Consider the following 17,732-nt stretch of genomic DNA (forward strand, 5'->3'; position numbering starts at 1 on the left):
TTGATTGATGCTTCATGGAATTGCAACTTAGGCGCCGTAAGTTCAGCCCACCGCTTGCGAGGAACACCATGAGCACCACTGCCCCGATCCTGCTTACCCCTGGTCCACTGACCACTTCGGCCCGCACCCGTCAGGCAATGATGATGGATTGGGGCTCCTGGGATGCCAGCTTCAACCAGCTCACCGCCAGTGTCTGCGAACAACTGCTGACCATCATCAACGGCGCCGCCAGCCACCACTGCGTACCCCTGCAAGGCAGCGGCACCTTCGCCGTGGAAGCCGCCATCGGCACCCTGGTACCGCGCGACGGCAAGGTACTGGTGCTGATCAACGGCGCCTACGGCCAGCGCCTGGCCAAGATCTGCAAGGTACTAGGCCGCGCCTTCAGCACCTTCGAGACCGCCGAGGACGAGCCCACCACCGCCGCTGACGTCGACCGCCTGCTGGGCGAAGACCCCAGCATCAGCCACGTGGCGCTGATCCACTGCGAGACCAGCACCGGCATCCTCAACCCGCTGCCAGAGATTGCCCAAGTCGTGGCCGGCCACGGCAAACGCCTGATCATCGACGCCATGAGCAGCTTCGGCGCACTGCCGATCGACGCCGCCAAGGTGCCGTTCGACGCCCTGATCGCCGCCTCCGGCAAGTGCCTGGAAGGCGTGCCGGGCATGGGCTTCGTGTTCGCCAACAAGGCCGCGCTGGCCCAGGCCGAGGGCAACTGCCACTCGCTGGCCATGGACCTGCACGACCAGTATCAGTACATGGCCAAGACCGGCCAATGGCGCTTCACCCCGCCCACCCACGTGGTCGCGGCGCTGCACGAAGCCCTGCTGCAATACAACGAAGAAGGCGGCCTGGCCGCGCGCCACGCCCGCTACGCCGACAACTGCCAGGCGCTGCTGGACGGCATGGACGCCATTGGCCTGCGCAGCTTCCTGCCGGCGGCCATCCAGGCGCCGATCATCGTCACCTTCCACGCCCCGCAAGACCCGCGTTACCAGTTCAAGGAGTTCTACGAGCGCGTCAAGGCCAAGGGTTTCATCCTCTACCCGGGCAAGCTGACCCAGGTCGAAACCTTCCGCGTCGGCTGCATCGGCTGCGTGGACCGCAGCGGCATGCAGGCCGCCGTGGACGCCGTGGCCCAGGTGCTGCGCGAAATGGAAGTGCTGGATATCTGACCTCTCTCCCTCTATTTGAAGTATTGATCAGGACGTACCCATGAACTACAGCAACCCCAGCAAAACCCAGGCCGTGATCCTCGACTGGGCCGGCACCGTGGTCGACTTCGGCTCGTTCGCCCCTACCCAGATCTTCGTCGAGGCCTTCGGCGAGTTCGACGTGCAAGTGTCCATCGAGGAAGCCCGCGGCCCCATGGGCATGGGCAAGTGGGACCACATCCGCACCCTGTGCAACGTACCGGCCATCAGCGAGCGCTACGCCAAGGTGTTCGGCCGCGCGCCGACCGACGACGACGTGACCGCCATCTACAACCGCTTCATGCCGCTGCAGATCGAAAAGATCGCCACTCACTCGGCGCTGATCCCCGGCGCGCTGGACACCATCACCGCGCTGCGCAACGACGGCCTGAAGATCGGCTCGTGCTCCGGCTACCCGGCCGTGGTGATGGCGAAGGTGGTCGAACTGGCCAAGCAGAACGGCTACGTCGCCGACCACGTGGTGGCCACCGACGAAGTCCCCAATGGCCGCCCATGGCCGTCCCAGGCCCTGGCCAACGTCATTGCCCTGGGCATCGACGACGTCGCCGCCTGCGTCAAGGTCGACGACACCGTGCCGGGCATCCTCGAAGGCCGTCGCGCCGGCATGTGGACCGTGGCGCTGGTGTGCTCGGGCAACGCCCTGGGCCTGACCTACGAAGGCTACAAGGCGCTGGCGCCGGAGAAGCTGGACAGCGAGCGCAAGCGCATCCACGCGCTGTTCGAAGGCTCGCGCCCGCACTACCTGATCGACACCATCAACGAGCTGCCGGACGTGATCGCCGACATCAACCGCCGCCTCGCCGCCGGCGAGATGCCGCAAAGCGCGTAATCCTGCACGCCTTGTAGCCGCTGCCGCCAGGCTGCGCTGGCCCTGACGTACGCTGGAGGTCTTCAGTGTGGTCCAGGGCCGGCGCAGCCTGGCGGCAGCGGCTACAGGTCAGGCGTGATACCGCTCCACCCACTTCGCATACGCATCGATGAAGCCCTGCAGGAACGGCTTGCTCTTCTCCGCCAGCGCCCCGCTGTCATCGAACAACGCCCCCGCATTGCCCACGTACGCCTCGGGTTGCTGCATGCACGGCACATTCAGGAATACCAGGGACTGGCGCAGGTGATGGTTGGCGCCAAAGCCGCCAATGGCCCCCGGCGACACGCTGATCACCGCACCCGGCTTGCCTGCCCAGGAACTCTTGCCATACGGCCTTGAGCCTACGTCAATGGCATTTTTCAACGGCGCCGGCACCGAACGGTTGTATTCGGGGGTGACGAACAACACGGCATCCGACGAACCGAGGGCATTGCGAAAGGCCGTATAGGCCGCCGGTGGTGTACCATCGATGTCTTCGTTATAAAGCGGCAAGTCGCCAATTTCGATGATCTTCAATGACAGGCTCGGTGGTGCCAGGGCGATCAAGGCCTGGGCGACCTTGCGGTTGAGGGATGCTTTTCTCAAGCTGCCGACCAGGACGGCGACGGAGTACACCTTGCTCATGACTGCTCCAACATTTCCGGCAAAAGGAGGTGTAGGTATAGATGAGCCTGGCGTGGTTTGCCTCGCGACGTTCCGGGAGACGGTTTTTTTTCATCAACGGTAAAACTTCCCAGGTAAAACAGTGGTCTACAGGGCGCAAGTTTCACACGTGGATATATTCAGAGGTTGTAATTCAATGGCTGCAGTACTCGTTGGACAGTTTCATGCGCGGGATGCCGAAGGTCGGATCTACCCGGTGCATGAATTCCAGGAAGCCACCTTGGAGGCGGACGGCAGCAGCGGCTCGGCCCCTAGAACCACTTATCGTCTGGCCATTGGCGACCGCGTCAACCACCTGGGTGATGACCGTTTCGAACTGGTCCAGAGCGGCGTCGAGATCATCCGTATCCCGTGAGCCCTTCCCGCGTCGCTGGCAGTGGTCGCGCAACGCCCGGCATAATGCCCCATCGAGCCGGCCGGCTCCCCTCACCGGGCACGGATTGCACTCATGCGACTACGCCACATTGAAGTGATTCAGGCGCTCATGCACGGCGGCAGCCTCAGCGCTGCCGCCGAGTTGCTGCAACTTCCCCAGGACACCCTCAACGCCACGCTGCAGGACGCCGAGACCCAGAGCGGCCTGTTGCTGTTCGCGCGCGTGCGCGGGCGTTTCCAGCCCACTGCTGAGGCCCTGGCGCTGGCCGCCACCCTCGACCTGCTGGACGCGCCGCTGGAACAGCTGCGCCGCCAGGCCGCCGACCTGCGCCTGCACCAGGAAACACCCCTGCGGGTAATCTGCACCGAAGCCCTGGCCCACCGCCTGCTGCCGCAAAGCCTGGCCGCCCTGCGCCGACGCTTTCAGGACACGCCCTGCCAGCTGCTCAGCCAGCCCACCGCCAGCATCGTCCGCAGCCTGCTGCTGCGCGAAGGCGAACTGGGCCTGAGCCTGCACCCACCGCACCATCCCGACATCGACTGCACGGCGCTGCTGGAGGGCAAGGTGCAACTGCTGGCGCCCCACGGCTGGCTGTCGCCCAAGCACAAGTACATCGGCATCCAGGAGCTGGCCGGCCAGGCCATGATCGGCCTCGAAGGCCAGGACCCGCTCAGCCTCAGGCTGGACGCCAAACTGGAAGCGCTGCGCCCGGCGCCCAAGGTGCAGACCCGGGTGCAGAACTACTCGATGATGCGCAGCATGGTCGAGGCCGGCGAAGGCCTGGCGGTGGTGGACCCGTTCACTGCGGCAGGTGCGCGCGAGGCCGGGCTGGACGTGTGCCCGATCTCGCCGGCGGTGCCGGTGACCTTGTACGCGCTGACGCTCAAGGGCAGCGAGCCGAGTGCGGCGTTGAAAGCGTTGCTGGAAATCGTCGAGCAAAAGGCCCAGGGGATGTTGAACCCATGACGCGGCCTGCGGCCGCTGCTACGGGACGGCAGTCCTCGTAGCAGCGGCCGCAGGCCGCGTCCAAGGGCTAAAACATCAAATACCAGAACATCGCCACCTCGCTGGTCTGCGGGTCGATGCCGCGGTAGCGCAGGTGGTCGATGCCGCCCAGTTCGAAGCCGAAGCCTTCATACAAGCGGCACGCCGCCAGGTTGTTGTTCTGGGTTTCCAGCATGATTCCCGGCAGGCGCTTCTTGCGCGCCCACCACTGCGTCACCCCCAGCAAGGCGCGGGCCACGCCATGGCGGCGGGCCGGGGCGTGCACCGCCAGTTCGTCGACGTGGGCCAGGCCGTTCCAGTTGGTGCTCACCACCACGTGGCCCACCGGGCGGCCGTCCAGCCAGGCGACGAAAATCGCGCTGTCGTCCTTGTCGCGGTAGCTGCGGAATTCGTCCGGGTCGATGCCGTAGCACTTCTGGTACGGCGCCACCGCCTGCACTGGCCACTGGGCCACGGGCTTGCCGATCTGCGGGCACGCATAACCGCGTACCTCAAAGGCGTATTCGCTGTCCAGCACATAAGGCGCGAAGGCGTCATCCGCCAGGCGCACGGCAATGGCCGGGTTGACCGTACTCATGACTTCTCGGTCTCCTTGATGCAGTCGACCGTGTAAGGGCCGTATTCGTGTTGCAAGCCGTGCACGTCGGCGACAAAGCCGGGGAAGCCCTGGTCGAACGCGCGGGCGAAGGCCAGGTAGTCGATCACCGAGCGCGTGGAATCGCTGAAGCGCTCCCCCGGCATGATCAACGGAATGCCCGGCGGGTAAGGCACCAGCATGACCGCTGCGATGCGCCCCGGCAACTCGTCTATGGGTACCGCTTCCACTTCACCGCGCACCAGCGCGTCGTAGGCGTCGGCCGGGCTCATGGCCGCTTCGGGCAAGGTCGTGTACATGCGCTTGAGGTGCTTGGCCGTGGCGTTGCTGCGGTAACAGCCGTGCAGCTGGTCGCACAGGTCGCGCAGGCCCATGCCCTGGTAGCGCACCGGGTCCAGGCGCGCCACGCAGGGCAGGCACTGCATCAGCTCGACGTTGGCGTCGTAGCTGCGCTTGAACTCCAGGAGCTCGGTGAGCAGCGTGCTCCATTTGCCCTTGGTGATGCCCATGGAGAACAGCACCAGGAACGAATACAGCCCGGTCTTCTCCACCACCAGCCCGCGCTCCCAGAGGAACTTGCTGACCACTGCCGCCGGTATGCCGTGCTCGCTCAAGGCGCCCGAGGCGGTCAGCCCCGGCATCACCAGGGTCACCTTGATGGGGTCGAGTAGCACATAGTCCTCGGCCACCTCGCCAAAGCCGTGCCAGTCGGCCTCGGGCGCCAGCAGCCAGTCGCCGGTGCTGACCTGTTCCGCGCCCTCCACCCCCGGCGGCTGCCAGATGCTGAACCACCAGTCATCGGCGCCGAACGACTGCCGCAGGTTGGCCAGGGCACGCCTGAAGCTCAAGGCCTCGTCGAACATTTCCTGCAGCAGCGAGCGCCCGGCCGGGCCTTCCATCATCGCCGAGGCCACGTCCAGCGAGGCGATGATGCTGTACTGCGGCGAGGTAGAGATGTGCATCATGAAGGCTTCGTTGAAGCGGTCGCGATCCAGTTGGCGCAGGCCGCCGTCCTGCACGTGGATCATCGATGCCTGGCTGAACGCGGCCATCAGCTTGTGGGTGGAGTGGGTGCTGAATACCAACGGGCTGTCGTCGCTGCGGGTAGTGCCCATGCCGTAGCGGCCGGCGAAAAACTCATGGAAGGCGGCATAGGCATACCAGGCCTCGTCGAAATGCAGCACCTCGACGCTGTTGCCCAGGGTGCGCTTGATCAGCTCGGCGTTGTAACACAGGCCGTCGTAGGTGGAGTTGGTGACCACCGCCAGCTTGACCTTGGGCGGCCGCCCGCGGGTGAGCGGGTTGGCGGCGATCTTGGCCTGGATCGACGCCGGGCTGAACTCGCCCAGGGGAATGGGGCCGATGATGCCCAGTTCATTGCGCTCCGGCGTCAGGTACAGCGGGATGGCGCCGGTCATGATGATGGCGTGCAGCACCGACTTGTGGCAGTTGCGGTCCACCAGCACCAGGTCGCCGCGGGCGACGGTGGCGTGCCAGACGATCTTGTTGGCGGTGGAGGTGCCATTGATGACGAAAAAGGTGTGGTCGGCGCCGAAGTTGCGCGCGGCCCGCGCCTCGGCCTCGGCCAGCGGCCCGGTGTGGTCGAGCAGCGAGCCCAGCTCGGGCACCGACACCGACAGGTCCGAGCGCAGGGTGTTCTCCCCGAAGAACTGGTGGAACGCCTGGCCCACCGGGCTCTTGCGGTAGGCCACGCCACCGCCGTGGCCGGGGGTGTGCCAGGAATAGTTGGATTGCGCGGTGTGCTGCACCAGCGCCTTGAAGAACGGTGGCAGCAGGCCATCCAGGTAATTGCGTGCGGCGCGGGCGACCTGCCGGGCCAGGAACGGCACGGTGTCCTCGAACAGATAAAGGATGCCGCGCAGCTGGTTGAGTTCGCTCAAGGCATCGGCCGAGGCATTCTCCAGCGTCACCTGCTCGCCCAGGGCGAAGATCGGCAGGTTTGGCGCGCGCACCCGCGCCAGGCGAATCAACGTCACCATGTTCTTCAGCAGGTGGGTGTGCTCGCCCGCGCCCTCGGCGGCAATCAGCATGCAGGCCAGGCCATGGTGGGTGGCGGCCACCAGCCGCGCTTCGGCGTCGTCGGTGGCCAGCAGGATGCTGAAGCCTTCCTGCTCGAGCTCCTGGGCAATGCCCCTCACCCGCGCGCCGGCCACGGTGTCGGCCTTGACGTCGCGGTGCACGATCAGCACGGGAAACTTCAGGTCTTTGTACATCGCAGGCAGCCCCGAGACGGCCGCAAAAAGGCGGCCCATGGTCTCAGGGTAGAAGGTTGGCGGCCTGCGTGTCAGGCAAGACGGTGCGGGTGTAATAAAAGGTCGCCCCTGGATAATTCAGGGGCAAAGCGCTATCAGGCGGGTGCGCCCTGCTCCGCTTCCAGCAGCTGGCTCCACAGCGCCGGGGCGCCGGCCGACTTGGCGATGATCGCCAGGCGCGCCTCGTGCTCGGCCAGCTCGGCCTCGCTGGCGCGAATCACCGGGGCGTGGCGGCGGTCGGCGGGCAGGCGGCGAATTTCGCTGCCCTGGTTGCCCGAGCCATCGCCGGCGCCGTCGCTGGAGTTGCCGGCCAGCGACAGGCTGGTCTGGCCACCGGTCATGGCCAGGTAGACGTCCGCCAGAATCTCGGAGTCGAGCAACGCGCCGTGCAGCTCACGGCCGGAGTTGTCCACGCCATAGCGCTTGCACAGGGCGTCGAGGCTGTTGCGCTGGCCGGGGTGGCGCTCACGGGCCATGGCCAGGGTGTCGAGCACCGTGCAATAAGTGGTGACGTCGGCCCGGTCCTGCTGGCCCATCAAGGCGAATTCGTTGTTGATGAAACCAACGTCGAACGCCGCGTTGTGGATGATCAGCTCGGCGCCCTTGATGAACTCGAAGAACTCCTCGGCCACCTCGGCAAAGCGTGGCTTGCCGATCAGGAACTGGTCGGTGATGCCGTGCACGCCGATCGCGCCTTCGTCGCTTGAGCGGTCCGGCTGCAAATAGACGTGGAAATTGCGCCCGGTCAGGCGCCGGCCGATGACTTCGACACAACCGATTTCGATGATCCGGTGACCATCGGTGACCGGCATGCCGGTGGTTTCGGTATCGAGGACTACGTATCTCGTCGCCATGGGTGCAACACTCTCGTCATTTCAACAGCGGGGACAGCCGCGCACTTTAGCATAAGTGGGGGCTGTTAGAGGTGTCGCGGTGCGTCCATTGCCTTGTGCAGGATCCGCACAATGGCGATGCCATAAATCTGTACCGTCAGGTAGACCGTATGATGCTCGATCGTGATAAGGCGGTAAGCCTCTCGAATTTCATTGCACGCCCTTGCTTTGGATGGACGAGCTGCCAAGTCACCGAACGCTCGTGTCAGTGCATCTGTGTAAGCGTTGGCCTGCTCAACGCCCCACCGTTGCTCCGTGTACCGCCATATGCCTTCGAGATCCACCACGGCAGCTGGCGTCAGACGGTATTCAGGCACGTGTGGTGGTCATTCTTTGCTTGAACGCTTCGGCGTCGAAGGGCTGAGGCTCTCCGCTGGCCTCACCGACAATGAGCGCGGCACGAATGGCGTCGCGACTATGCCGATATTCCTGCTCGCGACGAATGAGGTCGCGGATGCATTCACTGTCGTTGGTGTATAACCCAGAATCAATCTGGGCCTTGATCCAGCTGTCCTGCGCGTCGGTCAGGGTGATGGTTTTGCGTACCGTGGCCATGATTCCACCTAAGGGTCTGATTCTGCTGTCGCAGATTATCATACTATTGGTGCGGTCTTGTGCACGGAGTGTGGAGATGTTTGTTGAAGTCACGATGGCGCTTCCCGTTTGTCAGGCGTCGAGCCTACCAATCAGGGACAACCAGGCAACGATTGCTTTGTTAGAGGAGATGTCTCCGTAGCAGCTGCCGCCAGGCGGCGTCCGAGGCCGGTAGCCGTCTCCACAAGTGCAGCACCGGCAAAAATACCGCATATTATCGCCCTCGCCCGCCCAACCCATGGAGACCCGCGTGGCCAACACATTCAACCTGGACACCGTCCACGACCGCCACAACACCGGCAGCACCAAGTGGAGCCGCTTCCCCGCCGACGTGCTGCCCATGTGGGTGGCCGACATGGACTTCGCCGTGGCGCCGGGCATTGTCCAGGCCCTGCAGGAGCGCCTGATGCACCCGATGCTGGGCTACAGCGTGGCCCAGGAGAGCCTGCGCGGCACCCTGGTCAAGGCTCTGCGCGAGCTGTTCGACTGGCAGGTGGCGCCCGAGGAGCTGGTGTTCCTGCCCGGCGTGGAAGGCGGCGTGAACATGGCGCTCAATGGCCTGCTGGCGCCCGGCGCTGGGGTGGTGGTGCAGACGCCCAACTACCGGCCGCTGCTGAACGCCGCCGGGCACTGGAACCAGCCGCGCATCGACCTGCCGTTCCACGTGGACGCCAACGGCCTGTACCCCACTGACCTGAAGGCGCTGGACCAGGCCCTGGGCCAGGCCGGGGCGATGATCCTCAGCAACCCGCACAACCCGCTGGGCAAGGTGTTCGAACGCGCTGAACTGCAGGCCATCGCCGACGCCTGCGTGGCCCACGACACCCTGCTGATCAGCGACGAGATCCACGCGCAGATCCTGTTCGACGGGCGCAAGCACATCCCCATCGCCAGCCTGAACGATGACATCGCCCAGCGCACCATCACCCTGATGTCGGCCACCAAGGCGTTCAACATCGCCGGCATGAAGAACGCCTTTGCAGTGATCAAGAACCCGTCACTGCGCCACCGCTTCAACAACGCGCGGCTGGGCATGGTCGACAGCGTCAGCACCCTGGGCCTGGTGGCCACCGAGGCGGCCTTCACCCATGGCGGCGCATGGCTGGCCGAGGTGACCGCCTACCTGCAGGCCAACCGGGATTACCTGGCCAACGCCGTGGCCACCCGGCTGCCGGGCGTGACCATGACGCTGCCCCAGGGCACCTACCTGGCGTGGCTGGACTGCACGGCGCTGGGGCTGAACGACCCGCACGCCTTCTTCCTCAAGGAAGCCAAGGTGGGGCTGAGCCCAGGCACCGATTTCGATGACGCGGTGGGTGGGCAGTTCGTGCGCTTGAACTTCGGTTGCCCGCGGGCGCTGCTGGAGGAAGGGATTGCACGGATGGAGCGGGCGCTGAAGGCCCGCAATTGATGTAGCCGCGGCCACATTCTGTGGGAGCTGGCCTGCCAGCGAGCTTTTGACGCCCTGAAAACTCGCTGGCAAGCCAGCTCCCACAACTGCTACACGTCAGCGCTTGAGCGCGCGAACCTCATCCACCCCACGGTTCGCCAGCTGGTCGGCCCGCTCGTTGCCATGGTGGCCCGTATGGCCGCGTACCCATTTCCAGGTCACGGTGTGGCGCCCCACCTGCTCATCCAGCATTTGCCACAGGTCGGCGTTCTTCACCGGCTGCTTGGCGGCGGTCTTCCAGCCGCGCTTCTTCCAGTTGACCATCCACTCGTTGATGCCCTTCATCACATACTCGGAGTCGGTCACCAGCAGCACCTCGCAGGGGCGCTTGAGTTCTTCCAGGCCGCGGATGGCCGCCATCAGCTCCATGCGGTTGTTGGTGGTGGCCGCCTCGCCGCCCCACAGTTCCTTTTCAACGCCCTTGCATACCAGCAGGGCGCCCCAGCCACCGACGCCCGGGTTGCCCTTGCAGGCGCCGTCGGTGAAGATTTCAACGCTATCGCTCATTACTACCTATCCGTCGATGTCAGGGTTCGCTGTTGCGTCGATTGACCTTGGCCATCGGCAACGGAATCAACTTGCCCATGGGTTCGCGACGCACCTGGCGCAGCGGGCGCAGGCCCACCACCAGTTTGCGCGCGACCAATATATAGAAGCCGCCACCGGCACTTTGCCAGTGGCCGGCGCGGCGCTCCCAGCCGGCCAGGCGTGCCTGCCAGGCGGGGGACGCAAGCGGCGGACGATAGCACCCGAACCGGCGTTTCTCCAGCGCAAAGCCCAGCAGGTTGAGCCAGTCGCCCACCCGCGAGGCGGAAAAGCAGCGCGCCTTGCGCAGGGCATCATGGGCGAAGGCACGGCGCAGGCCCCAGGCGCTCCAGGGGTTGATGCCGACGATGATCAGGTGCCCGCCGGGGCGCACGGCGCTGGCCGCCTCGCGCAGCAGGCCGTGGGGCGACAGGCTGAAATCCAGGCCGTGCTGCAGCACCACCACGTCGGCGGCGTGCTCGCTCAACGGCCAGGCCTGCTCCTCGCAGACAATCTCCACCCCCGGCAGCGGCGCCCCCAGGCGTACGTTGCGCTGCACCTGCGGGGCCTGGGGTGGCAACTGGGCGCTGGGGCCGTAATGCACCAGGTAGCCGCCGAAGAAACGGCCCAGTTCTTCCTCCAGCAACGCCTGCTCTTCAGTAAGCAGGAACTGGCCCAACGGGCCCTCGAACCAGTCCCTGGCCTGGCCGATCAACTCCAGCCACTCCGGGTCGGCCTGCGCAAACGCTTTATCGGTCATTGCCTTCTCCCATCGAAGAGGTTCACCAATAGCCCCAACAGGTTCTAAGATGCACCATTATTCAACGCTTAGCGAATCGCGCCATGATACAGATCGACGCACTGCCAGCCTTCACCGATAACTACCTGTGGTTGTTACAAGACACTGCAAGCAAGCGCTGCGCCGTGGTCGACCCGGGCGACGCCGCCCCGGTGCTGGCCTGGCTGGCCGCCCACCCGGGCTGGCAGTTGAGCGACATCCTGGTCACCCATCACCACCACGACCACGTGGGCGGCGTGGCCGAGCTCAAGCAGGCCACCGGCGCCACGGTGTACGGCCCCGCGAATGAAACCATTCCGGCCCGCGACGTGGCCCTGGACGACGGCGCCCGCATCGAGGTGCTGGGCCTGGGCTTCGACGTGATGGCCGTACCTGGCCACACCCTGGGCCACATCGCCTATTACCACGCCCAGGCAGAGACGCCGCTGCTGTTCTGCGGCGACACCCTGTTCGCCGGCGGTTGCGGCCGCCTGTTCGAGGGCACGCCGGCGCAGATGCATGATTCGCTCCAGCGCCTGGCCGCCCTGCCCGCCGCCACTGCGGTTTACTGCACCCACGAATACACCTTGAGCAACCTGCGCTTCGCCTGCGCGGTGGAACCGCAAAACCCGCAGCTTGCCCAACGTTTCGCTGACGTTACCGCCCTGCGCGAGCAAAATCGCATCACCTTGCCATCAAGCATGGCCCTGGAATTGCAGACCAACCCGTTTTTGCGTGTCAATGAAGCAGGTGTCAGAAAAAAAGCAGACGAACGGACAGGCGTCGTAAACCCTTCTCCCGTGGCCGTTTTTGCTGCGCTTAGGGCATGGAAAGATAAGTTCTAAAGCCCTCGCGCTTGCGTCCAAAAATTCTGAAAGGTTGACCCGGGGGTGGGCAGTTTCTAGAATCGCCCGACATTTTTGCCCGGATCACCTTCCCAGCCAATGTCGTCCAACACTCGAAAGCCCTTCAATTCAGACGCATTGACGCGGTTGGCACAGGCCATCGCGCTGACCCTGCCGGTGATTCTGGCGGGCTGCCAAAGCACGGGCCAGGTTCCGGATGCCGAGAGCGTCAGGCTGCACAGCCTGAACGCACGCATCAAGCAGAAACCCATCTTCCCGGATGCCCAACAGGCCCACCAGCAAGCGCCCCAGGACGTCTGGGAACGCATGCGCCAGGGCTTCCAGCTGCAGGATGGCGTGGCGGTGAACCCGCGGGTCGAGCAACAACGCCTGTGGTTCGTCAGCAACCCGTCCTTCCTGGAAAACGCCAGCGGCCGCGGCAGCCTGTACATGCACTACATCGTCGAGCGCCTGGAAGAACGCAACATGCCGCTGGAGCTGGCCCTGCTGCCAGTGATCGAAAGCGCCTACAACCCCATGGCCTATTCGCGCAGCGATGCCAGCGGGCTGTGGCAGTTCATCCCCTCCACCGGCCGTTACTTCAACCTGCGCCAGACCCGTTTCTACGACGGCCGCCGCGACGTGACCGCGTCCACCGCCGCTGCACTGGACTACCTCAGCCGCCTGCACGACATGTTCAACGGCGACTGGCTGCTGGCCCTGGCGGCCTACAACGCCGGCGAAGGCACGGTCAGCCGTGCCATCGAGCGCAACGAGAAGCTGGGCCTGCCCACCGACTACTGGAACCTGCCGCTGCCCCAGGAAACCCGCGACTACGTGCCCAAGCTGTTGGCACTGTCGGAGCTGGTGATGTCCCCCGAGGCCTACGGCGTGAACCTCAACCCCATCGCCAACCAGCCCTATTTCGAGGTGGTGGAGGTCAACCAGCAGATGGACCTGGGCCGCGTCGCGGCGCTGGCCAACATCGACGAGGACGAGCTGTTCCAGCTCAACCCGGCCCTCAAGCAGCGCGTCACCGTGGACGGCCCCCAGCACCTGCTGGTGCCGACCGCCAAGGCCCACCTGCTGACGGAGAGCCTGGCCAAGATGGGCCCCGAGGAACTGCTGACCCTGGCGCCCAAGCGCAAGCTCGTCGAAGACGTGGCGCGCGTGGACATGCCGGCACGCCGCCGCACCTACAAGGTCAAGCGCGGTGACAACCTGGGCCTGATCGCCCGCGCCAACAAGGTTGACGTAAAAGACCTGCAGCACTGGAACAAGCTGTCGGGCATGCACCTGAAGGTCGGCCAGACCCTGGTGATGCAGGACAACAGCCGCCCTGCCACCAAGGCCCGTGGCAAGACCACCGCCGTGGCCAGCGCACGCACCAGCAAAGGCGGCAAGAGCGGCCAGGTCGCCACCCGCTACAAGATTCGCAAGGGCGACTCGCTGTACGTGGTGGCCCAGCGCTTCAACGTCGAGGTCAACCACCTCAAGCGCTGGAACCCCAACACCGCACGCGCGCTGAAGCCAGGCCAGACCCTGGTCGTCTACCGCGACCGCTGATACCCCGACACCCCCGTAGGAGCCGCGCTTGCGCGCGATGAGGCCGTGCCTGACACACCGCGGCGCTACCATCGCGACCAAGGTCGGCTCCTACGTGAAACTTTTTACGCAAGGCATCTCCATGACCACCGAAACCCCTGAAGCGCTAAAAGCCCGCAAACTCGCCCACCTCGACGCCGTCCTCGAAGCCCTGGCCGCCGAGACTCGCGACGTGTCCCGCGCCTTCTACCACGGCTGGGTGCTGTCCGCCGCCATGGAGCTGTGGGACCGCGGCGTGCTCAGCCAGCAAGAGCGGCTGGACATCGAAGCCAAGGTCAAGGCCATTACCCAACCTCCGGCCGCCACCGAGTAAGCCCGGCGGACTCTTCTTCAACCAGAGACAAACTGTTACTGTACCGGTAATAAATCGGATCTCTGACTTGATGCGTTCGCTCCTGCTCTCACTAGGCCTGGTCCTGAGCTGTCACGCTGGCGCGACGGTGTTCCAGAGCCATGGCTACGCCCAGTTCGGCACCCTCAAGTACCCGGCCAGCTTCACCCATTTCGACTGGGCCAACCCCCAGGCGCCCAAGGGCGGCACCCTGCGGGTGATGGCGTTCGGCACCTTCGACACGCTCAACCCCTACACCTTCAAGGGCAGCAGCCCGGTGAGCACGCCGAACTTTATCCAGTACGGCGTCAGCGAGCAGAACGAAACCCTGATGGTCGGCACCGGCCAGTACGACCCGTCCGGCGACGAGCCCACGTCCAGCTACGGCCTGATCGCCAAAAGCGTGGAGTACAGCGAAGATCGCAGCTGGGTGGTGTTCAACCTGCGCCCCGAGGCGCGCTTCAACGACGGCGTGCCGATCACCGCCCGCGACGTGGCCTTCTCCTACCGCACCCTGCTCAAGGAAGGCCACCCGCAGTACCGCACCAGCCTGCAGGAAGTGCAGCGCGTGGACATTCTGGGCCCCCAGCGCATCCGCTTCGTGTTCAAGCGCAGCGCCAACCCGCTGCTGATTCTGCGCATGGGCGAGCTGCCGGTGCTGCCCGAGCACTACTGGCAAGGCCGCGACTTCCAGGCCACCACCTTTGAGCCACCGGTCACCAGCGGCCCCTACCGCATCACCCAGCTGGTGCCCGGCCGGCGCCTGGTGTTCGAGCACGTCAAGGACTGGTGGGGCCAGGACCTGCCGGTGAACCGCGGCAAGTACAACTTCGACCGCGTGGAGGTGGAGTTCTACCGCGACAACGACGTGGCCTTCGAAGCCTTCAAGGCCGGCGAGTTCGACATCTACCTGGAACACCAGGCGAAGAACTGGGCCAACGGCTACAACTACCCCGCCGTGCTGCGCGGCGACGTGATAAAGGCGCAGATCCAGCACCAGATCCCCACCCAGACCCAGGGCCTGTTCTTCAACACCCGGCGCCCGGCCCTGGCCGATGTGCGCGTGCGCGAGGCCCTGGGCCTGCTGCTGGACTTCGAATGGACCAACAGCGCCCTGTTCAACGGCGCCTACCGTCGCGCCACCAGCTACTACCCCAACAGCGAATTCAGCGCCAGCGGCCTGCCCGCCGGCAAGGAGTTCCTGCTGCTGGCACCCTACCGTCAGCAACTGCCCGCCACGCTGTTCACCCAGCCGTACAACGTGCCCGTCACCCAGGGCCGCGGCATCGAGCGCGAGACCCTGCGCCGCGCCCTGGGGCTGTTGGCCGACGCCGGCTGGAAGCTCGACGGCCAGCGCCTGCTCAATGCCCAGGGGCAGCCGTTGCGCCTGGAACTGCTGCTGGTGAACCCGGGGCTGGAAAGGATCCTGCAACCTTATGTCGAAAACCTTCGCGGCATCGGCGTCGATGCGCGCTTGCGCACCGTCGACCGCGCCCAGTATAAGCAGCGGCTGGACCAATTCGACTTCGACATGATTCTGATGACCCTCAACCAGACCCTCAGCCCCGGCCTCGAGCAGTGGCAGTACTTCCACTCCAGCCAGGCGACGGTCAAGGGCAGCAAGAACTACGCCGGCATCGCCAACCCGGTGGTCGACCACCTGCTCGACGACCTGCTGGCCGCCCATAGCCGCGATGACCAGGTAGCCGCTGCGCGCGCCCTGGACCGCGTGCTGCTGGCCCAGCACTACATGATTCCCAATTGGTACCTGGACGCCCATCGTCTGGCCTACCGCAACCGTTTCGCTTTCGTCACCACGCCGCCCTACACCCTGGGCCTCAACACGTGGTGGCTCAAGCCTGTGGAGACTCACCCATGACGCGCCTACGCGCCCTGTTGCCGGCCGCCTACGGGTTGCTGCTGAGCGGGCTGGCCTGCGCCGCCCCGCAGCACGCCGTGACCCTGTACAACGAGCCCCCCAAGTACCCGGCCGACTTCCAGCACTTCGACTACGTGAACCCCGACGCGCCCAAGGGCGGCACCTTCCGCAACGCCGCCTCGGGTGGCTTCGACAGCTTCAACCCGTTCATCAGCAAGGGCGTGCCCGCCGACGACATCGGCCTGATCTACGACACCCTGGCGCGCCAGAGCCTCGACGAGCCGCTGACTGAATACGGCCTGGTGGCCAAGACCATCGAGAAGGCCCCCGACAACAGCTGGGTGCGCTTCACCCTGCGCCCCGAGGCGCGCTTCCACGACGGCCAGCCCATGCGCGCCGACGACGTGGTGTTCACCTTCAACCTATTGATGAAGGACGGTTCGCCGCTGTACAGGAATTACTACGCCGACGTCGCCAAGGTGGAAGCCGAAGACCCGCTGCACGTACGCTTCGACTTCAAGACCCGCGACAACCGCGAGCTGCCGGTGATCCTCGGCCAGCTGCCGGTGCTGCCCAAGCACTACTGGGCCACCCGCGACTTCAGCCGCGCCAACCTCGAATTCCCCCTGGGCAGCGGCCCCTACAAGGTGGCGGCGGTAAACGCCGGGCGCTCGGTGCGCTACGAGCGGGTCAAGGACTACTGGGCCAAGGACCTGCCCATCAACCGCGGCTCGTACAACTTCGACGTGCTGACCACCGACTACTACCGCGACAACAACGTGGCCCTGGAAGCGCTGAAGGCCGGCGCCTTCGACTACTGGCTGGAGATGACCGCGAAGAACTGGGCCACCGCCTATGACGTACCGGCGGTGCGCGAGAAACGCCTGATCCGCGAAGAGCTGCCCAACGGCAACCCGGTGGGCATGCAGGGCTTTGTCTTTAACCTGCGCCGGCCGCTGTTCCAGGACGTGCGCGTGCGCCAGGCGCTGGGCCTGCTGTTCGACTTCGAATGGAGCAACCGCCAGCTGTTCAATGGCGCCTACACGCGCACCGACAGCTACTTCGAAAACTCCGACCTGGCCTCCTCCGGCCTGCCGGACGCCGAAGAGCTGAAAATCCTCGAACCGTTGCGCGGCAAGGTCCCCGACGCGGTGTTCACCACGCCGTTCAAGAACCCGGTCACCGACGGCAGCGGCATGATCCGCGACCAGCAGCGCCAGGCCTACAAGCTGCTGCTGGAGGCTGGCTGGCACGTGGTCAACGACCGCATGGTGGACGCCAGCGGCAAGCCGGTGAGCATCGAGTTCCTGCTGGCCCAGCCCGAGTTCGAGCGGGTGCTGCTGCCCTACAAGCGCAACCTCGCCGACCTCGGCATCGAACTGGTGCTGCGCCGCGTCGACGCCTCGCAGTACGTCACCCGCCGGCGCAACCGCGACTTCGACATGATGGTCTCAAGCTTCCCGCAGTCAGACTCGCCGGGCAACGAACAGCGCGAGTACTGGGAGTCGAGCAGCGCCGACCGCAGCGGCAGCTACAACATCATGGGCATCAAGGACCCGGCCGTGGACCAGCTCACCGAAAGCCTGATCAACGCCGACACCCGCAAGAGCCTGATCGCCCACTCCCACGCCCTCGACCGGGTGCTGCTGAACAACTACTACCTGGTGCCCAACTGGCACATCAAGACCTGGCGCGTGGCCTACTGGAACCACCTGGGCCACCCGGCCGTGTCGCCGCGCTATGACGTCGGCACCATGACCTGGTGGGCCAAGCCGGACGTCAAGCCGGCCATCCCCATCACCACCGACACCGACTCGCAGGGCAAGGAGCGCTGA

18 protein-coding genes are annotated in these 17,732 nt (G+C 65.3%); 10 read left to right on the forward strand and 8 right to left on the reverse strand.

Annotated elements, in window-relative coordinates; translation table 11 throughout:
- Nucleotides 1-68: 68 nt before the first annotated feature.
- Nucleotides 69-1,178 (forward strand): 2-aminoethylphosphonate--pyruvate transaminase, encoded by a 1,110-nt coding sequence (locus tag RAM80_RS05955; protein WP_416425301.1) that lies wholly within the window; start codon nucleotides 69-71, stop codon nucleotides 1,176-1,178.
- Nucleotides 1,179-1,218: 40 nt separating this feature from the next.
- The gene (gene phnX, locus RAM80_RS05960; RefSeq protein ID WP_416425302.1) at nucleotides 1,219-2,046 is read left to right on the forward strand and encodes a phosphonoacetaldehyde hydrolase; all 828 of its coding nucleotides are present in this window, start codon (nucleotides 1,219-1,221) and stop codon (nucleotides 2,044-2,046) included.
- A 108-nt stretch (nucleotides 2,047-2,154) separates the two neighbouring features.
- On the opposite strand, the gene RAM80_RS05965 is transcribed toward phnX, so the two are convergent.
- On the reverse strand, nucleotides 2,155-2,709 hold the full coding sequence (locus RAM80_RS05965) for an NADPH-dependent FMN reductase (RefSeq protein WP_416425303.1): 555 nt from the start codon (nucleotides 2,707-2,709) through the stop codon (nucleotides 2,155-2,157).
- Nucleotides 2,710-2,884: 175 nt separating this feature from the next.
- Between RAM80_RS05965 and RAM80_RS05970 the strand changes: the two genes are divergently transcribed.
- Nucleotides 2,885-3,103, forward strand: a complete 219-nt coding sequence (locus RAM80_RS05970; RefSeq protein ID WP_416425304.1) for a hypothetical protein — start codon at nucleotides 2,885-2,887, stop codon at nucleotides 3,101-3,103.
- A 93-nt stretch (nucleotides 3,104-3,196) separates the two neighbouring features.
- Nucleotides 3,197-4,090 (forward strand): LysR substrate-binding domain-containing protein, encoded by an 894-nt coding sequence (locus RAM80_RS05975; protein ID WP_416425305.1) that lies wholly within the window; start codon nucleotides 3,197-3,199, stop codon nucleotides 4,088-4,090.
- Between the two features lie 67 nt (nucleotides 4,091-4,157).
- On the opposite strand, the gene RAM80_RS05980 is transcribed toward RAM80_RS05975, so the two are convergent.
- The 5 genes from RAM80_RS05980 to RAM80_RS06000 all read right to left on the reverse strand — a co-directional run bounded on the left by RAM80_RS05980 (nucleotide 4,158) and on the right by RAM80_RS06000 (nucleotide 8,445).
- Nucleotides 4,158-4,706, reverse strand: a complete 549-nt coding sequence (locus RAM80_RS05980; RefSeq protein WP_416425306.1) for a GNAT family N-acetyltransferase — start codon at nucleotides 4,704-4,706, stop codon at nucleotides 4,158-4,160.
- Nucleotides 4,703-6,958, reverse strand: a complete 2,256-nt coding sequence (locus tag RAM80_RS05985) for an Orn/Lys/Arg decarboxylase N-terminal domain-containing protein (RefSeq protein ID WP_416425307.1) — start codon at nucleotides 6,956-6,958, stop codon at nucleotides 4,703-4,705. The genes RAM80_RS05980 and RAM80_RS05985 overlap by 4 nt, the downstream gene beginning before the upstream one ends.
- A gap of 134 nt (nucleotides 6,959-7,092) precedes the next feature.
- On the reverse strand, nucleotides 7,093-7,851 hold the full coding sequence (dnaQ, locus tag RAM80_RS05990) for a DNA polymerase III subunit epsilon (protein WP_416425308.1): 759 nt from the start codon (nucleotides 7,849-7,851) through the stop codon (nucleotides 7,093-7,095).
- A 65-nt stretch (nucleotides 7,852-7,916) separates the two neighbouring features.
- Entirely contained in the window at nucleotides 7,917-8,207 is a 291-nt protein-coding gene (locus RAM80_RS05995; RefSeq protein WP_416425309.1) for a type II toxin-antitoxin system RelE/ParE family toxin, read from the reverse strand.
- Nucleotides 8,200-8,445 carry a type II toxin-antitoxin system ParD family antitoxin gene (locus RAM80_RS06000; protein ID WP_416425310.1) on the reverse strand — a complete coding sequence of 82 codons (246 nt, stop codon included), beginning with the start codon at nucleotides 8,443-8,445 and terminating at the stop codon, nucleotides 8,200-8,202. The genes RAM80_RS05995 and RAM80_RS06000 overlap by 8 nt, the downstream gene beginning before the upstream one ends.
- Nucleotides 8,446-8,722: 277 nt before the next feature.
- On the opposite strand from RAM80_RS06000, the gene RAM80_RS06005 reads away from it, so the two are divergent.
- Nucleotides 8,723-9,895, forward strand: coding sequence for a MalY/PatB family protein (locus RAM80_RS06005; protein ID WP_416425311.1), 1,173 nt, complete (start codon nucleotides 8,723-8,725; stop codon nucleotides 9,893-9,895).
- 96 nt (nucleotides 9,896-9,991) lie between these two features.
- On the opposite strand, the gene rnhA is transcribed toward RAM80_RS06005, so the two are convergent.
- Both rnhA and RAM80_RS06015 read right to left on the reverse strand, forming a co-directional pair.
- Nucleotides 9,992-10,441 carry a ribonuclease HI gene (gene rnhA / locus RAM80_RS06010; RefSeq protein WP_416425312.1) on the reverse strand — a complete coding sequence of 150 codons (450 nt, stop codon included), beginning with the start codon at nucleotides 10,439-10,441 and terminating at the stop codon, nucleotides 9,992-9,994.
- Between the two features lie 19 nt (nucleotides 10,442-10,460).
- Complete coding sequence (locus tag RAM80_RS06015) at nucleotides 10,461-11,219, reverse strand: class I SAM-dependent methyltransferase (RefSeq protein ID WP_416425313.1); 759 nt, start codon at nucleotides 11,217-11,219, stop codon at nucleotides 10,461-10,463.
- An 83-nt stretch (nucleotides 11,220-11,302) separates the two neighbouring features.
- Here RAM80_RS06015 and gloB point away from each other — a divergent pair, with 83 nt between their 5' ends.
- The 5 genes from gloB to RAM80_RS06040 all read left to right on the forward strand — a co-directional run bounded on the left by gloB (nucleotide 11,303) and on the right by RAM80_RS06040 (nucleotide 17,732).
- A complete protein-coding gene (gene gloB / locus RAM80_RS06020) occupies nucleotides 11,303-12,082 on the forward strand; it encodes a hydroxyacylglutathione hydrolase (RefSeq protein ID WP_416425314.1) in 780 nt (259 codons plus the stop codon).
- A 99-nt stretch (nucleotides 12,083-12,181) separates the two neighbouring features.
- On the forward strand, nucleotides 12,182-13,648 hold the full coding sequence (locus RAM80_RS06025; RefSeq protein WP_416425315.1) for a transglycosylase SLT domain-containing protein: 1,467 nt from the start codon (nucleotides 12,182-12,184) through the stop codon (nucleotides 13,646-13,648).
- Nucleotides 13,649-13,769: 121 nt separating this feature from the next.
- The gene (locus RAM80_RS06030; protein ID WP_416425316.1) at nucleotides 13,770-14,000 is read left to right on the forward strand and encodes a hypothetical protein; all 231 of its coding nucleotides are present in this window, start codon (nucleotides 13,770-13,772) and stop codon (nucleotides 13,998-14,000) included.
- Between the two features lie 70 nt (nucleotides 14,001-14,070).
- Nucleotides 14,071-15,897, forward strand: coding sequence for an extracellular solute-binding protein (locus tag RAM80_RS06035; protein ID WP_416427422.1), 1,827 nt, complete (start codon nucleotides 14,071-14,073; stop codon nucleotides 15,895-15,897).
- The gene (locus RAM80_RS06040) at nucleotides 15,894-17,732 is read left to right on the forward strand and encodes an extracellular solute-binding protein (RefSeq protein WP_416425317.1); all 1,839 of its coding nucleotides are present in this window, start codon (nucleotides 15,894-15,896) and stop codon (nucleotides 17,730-17,732) included. The genes RAM80_RS06035 and RAM80_RS06040 overlap by 4 nt, the downstream gene beginning before the upstream one ends.

The organism is Pseudomonas sp. App30 (assembly GCF_047947025.1).
Taxonomy (GTDB): domain Bacteria; phylum Pseudomonadota; class Gammaproteobacteria; order Pseudomonadales; family Pseudomonadaceae; genus Aquipseudomonas.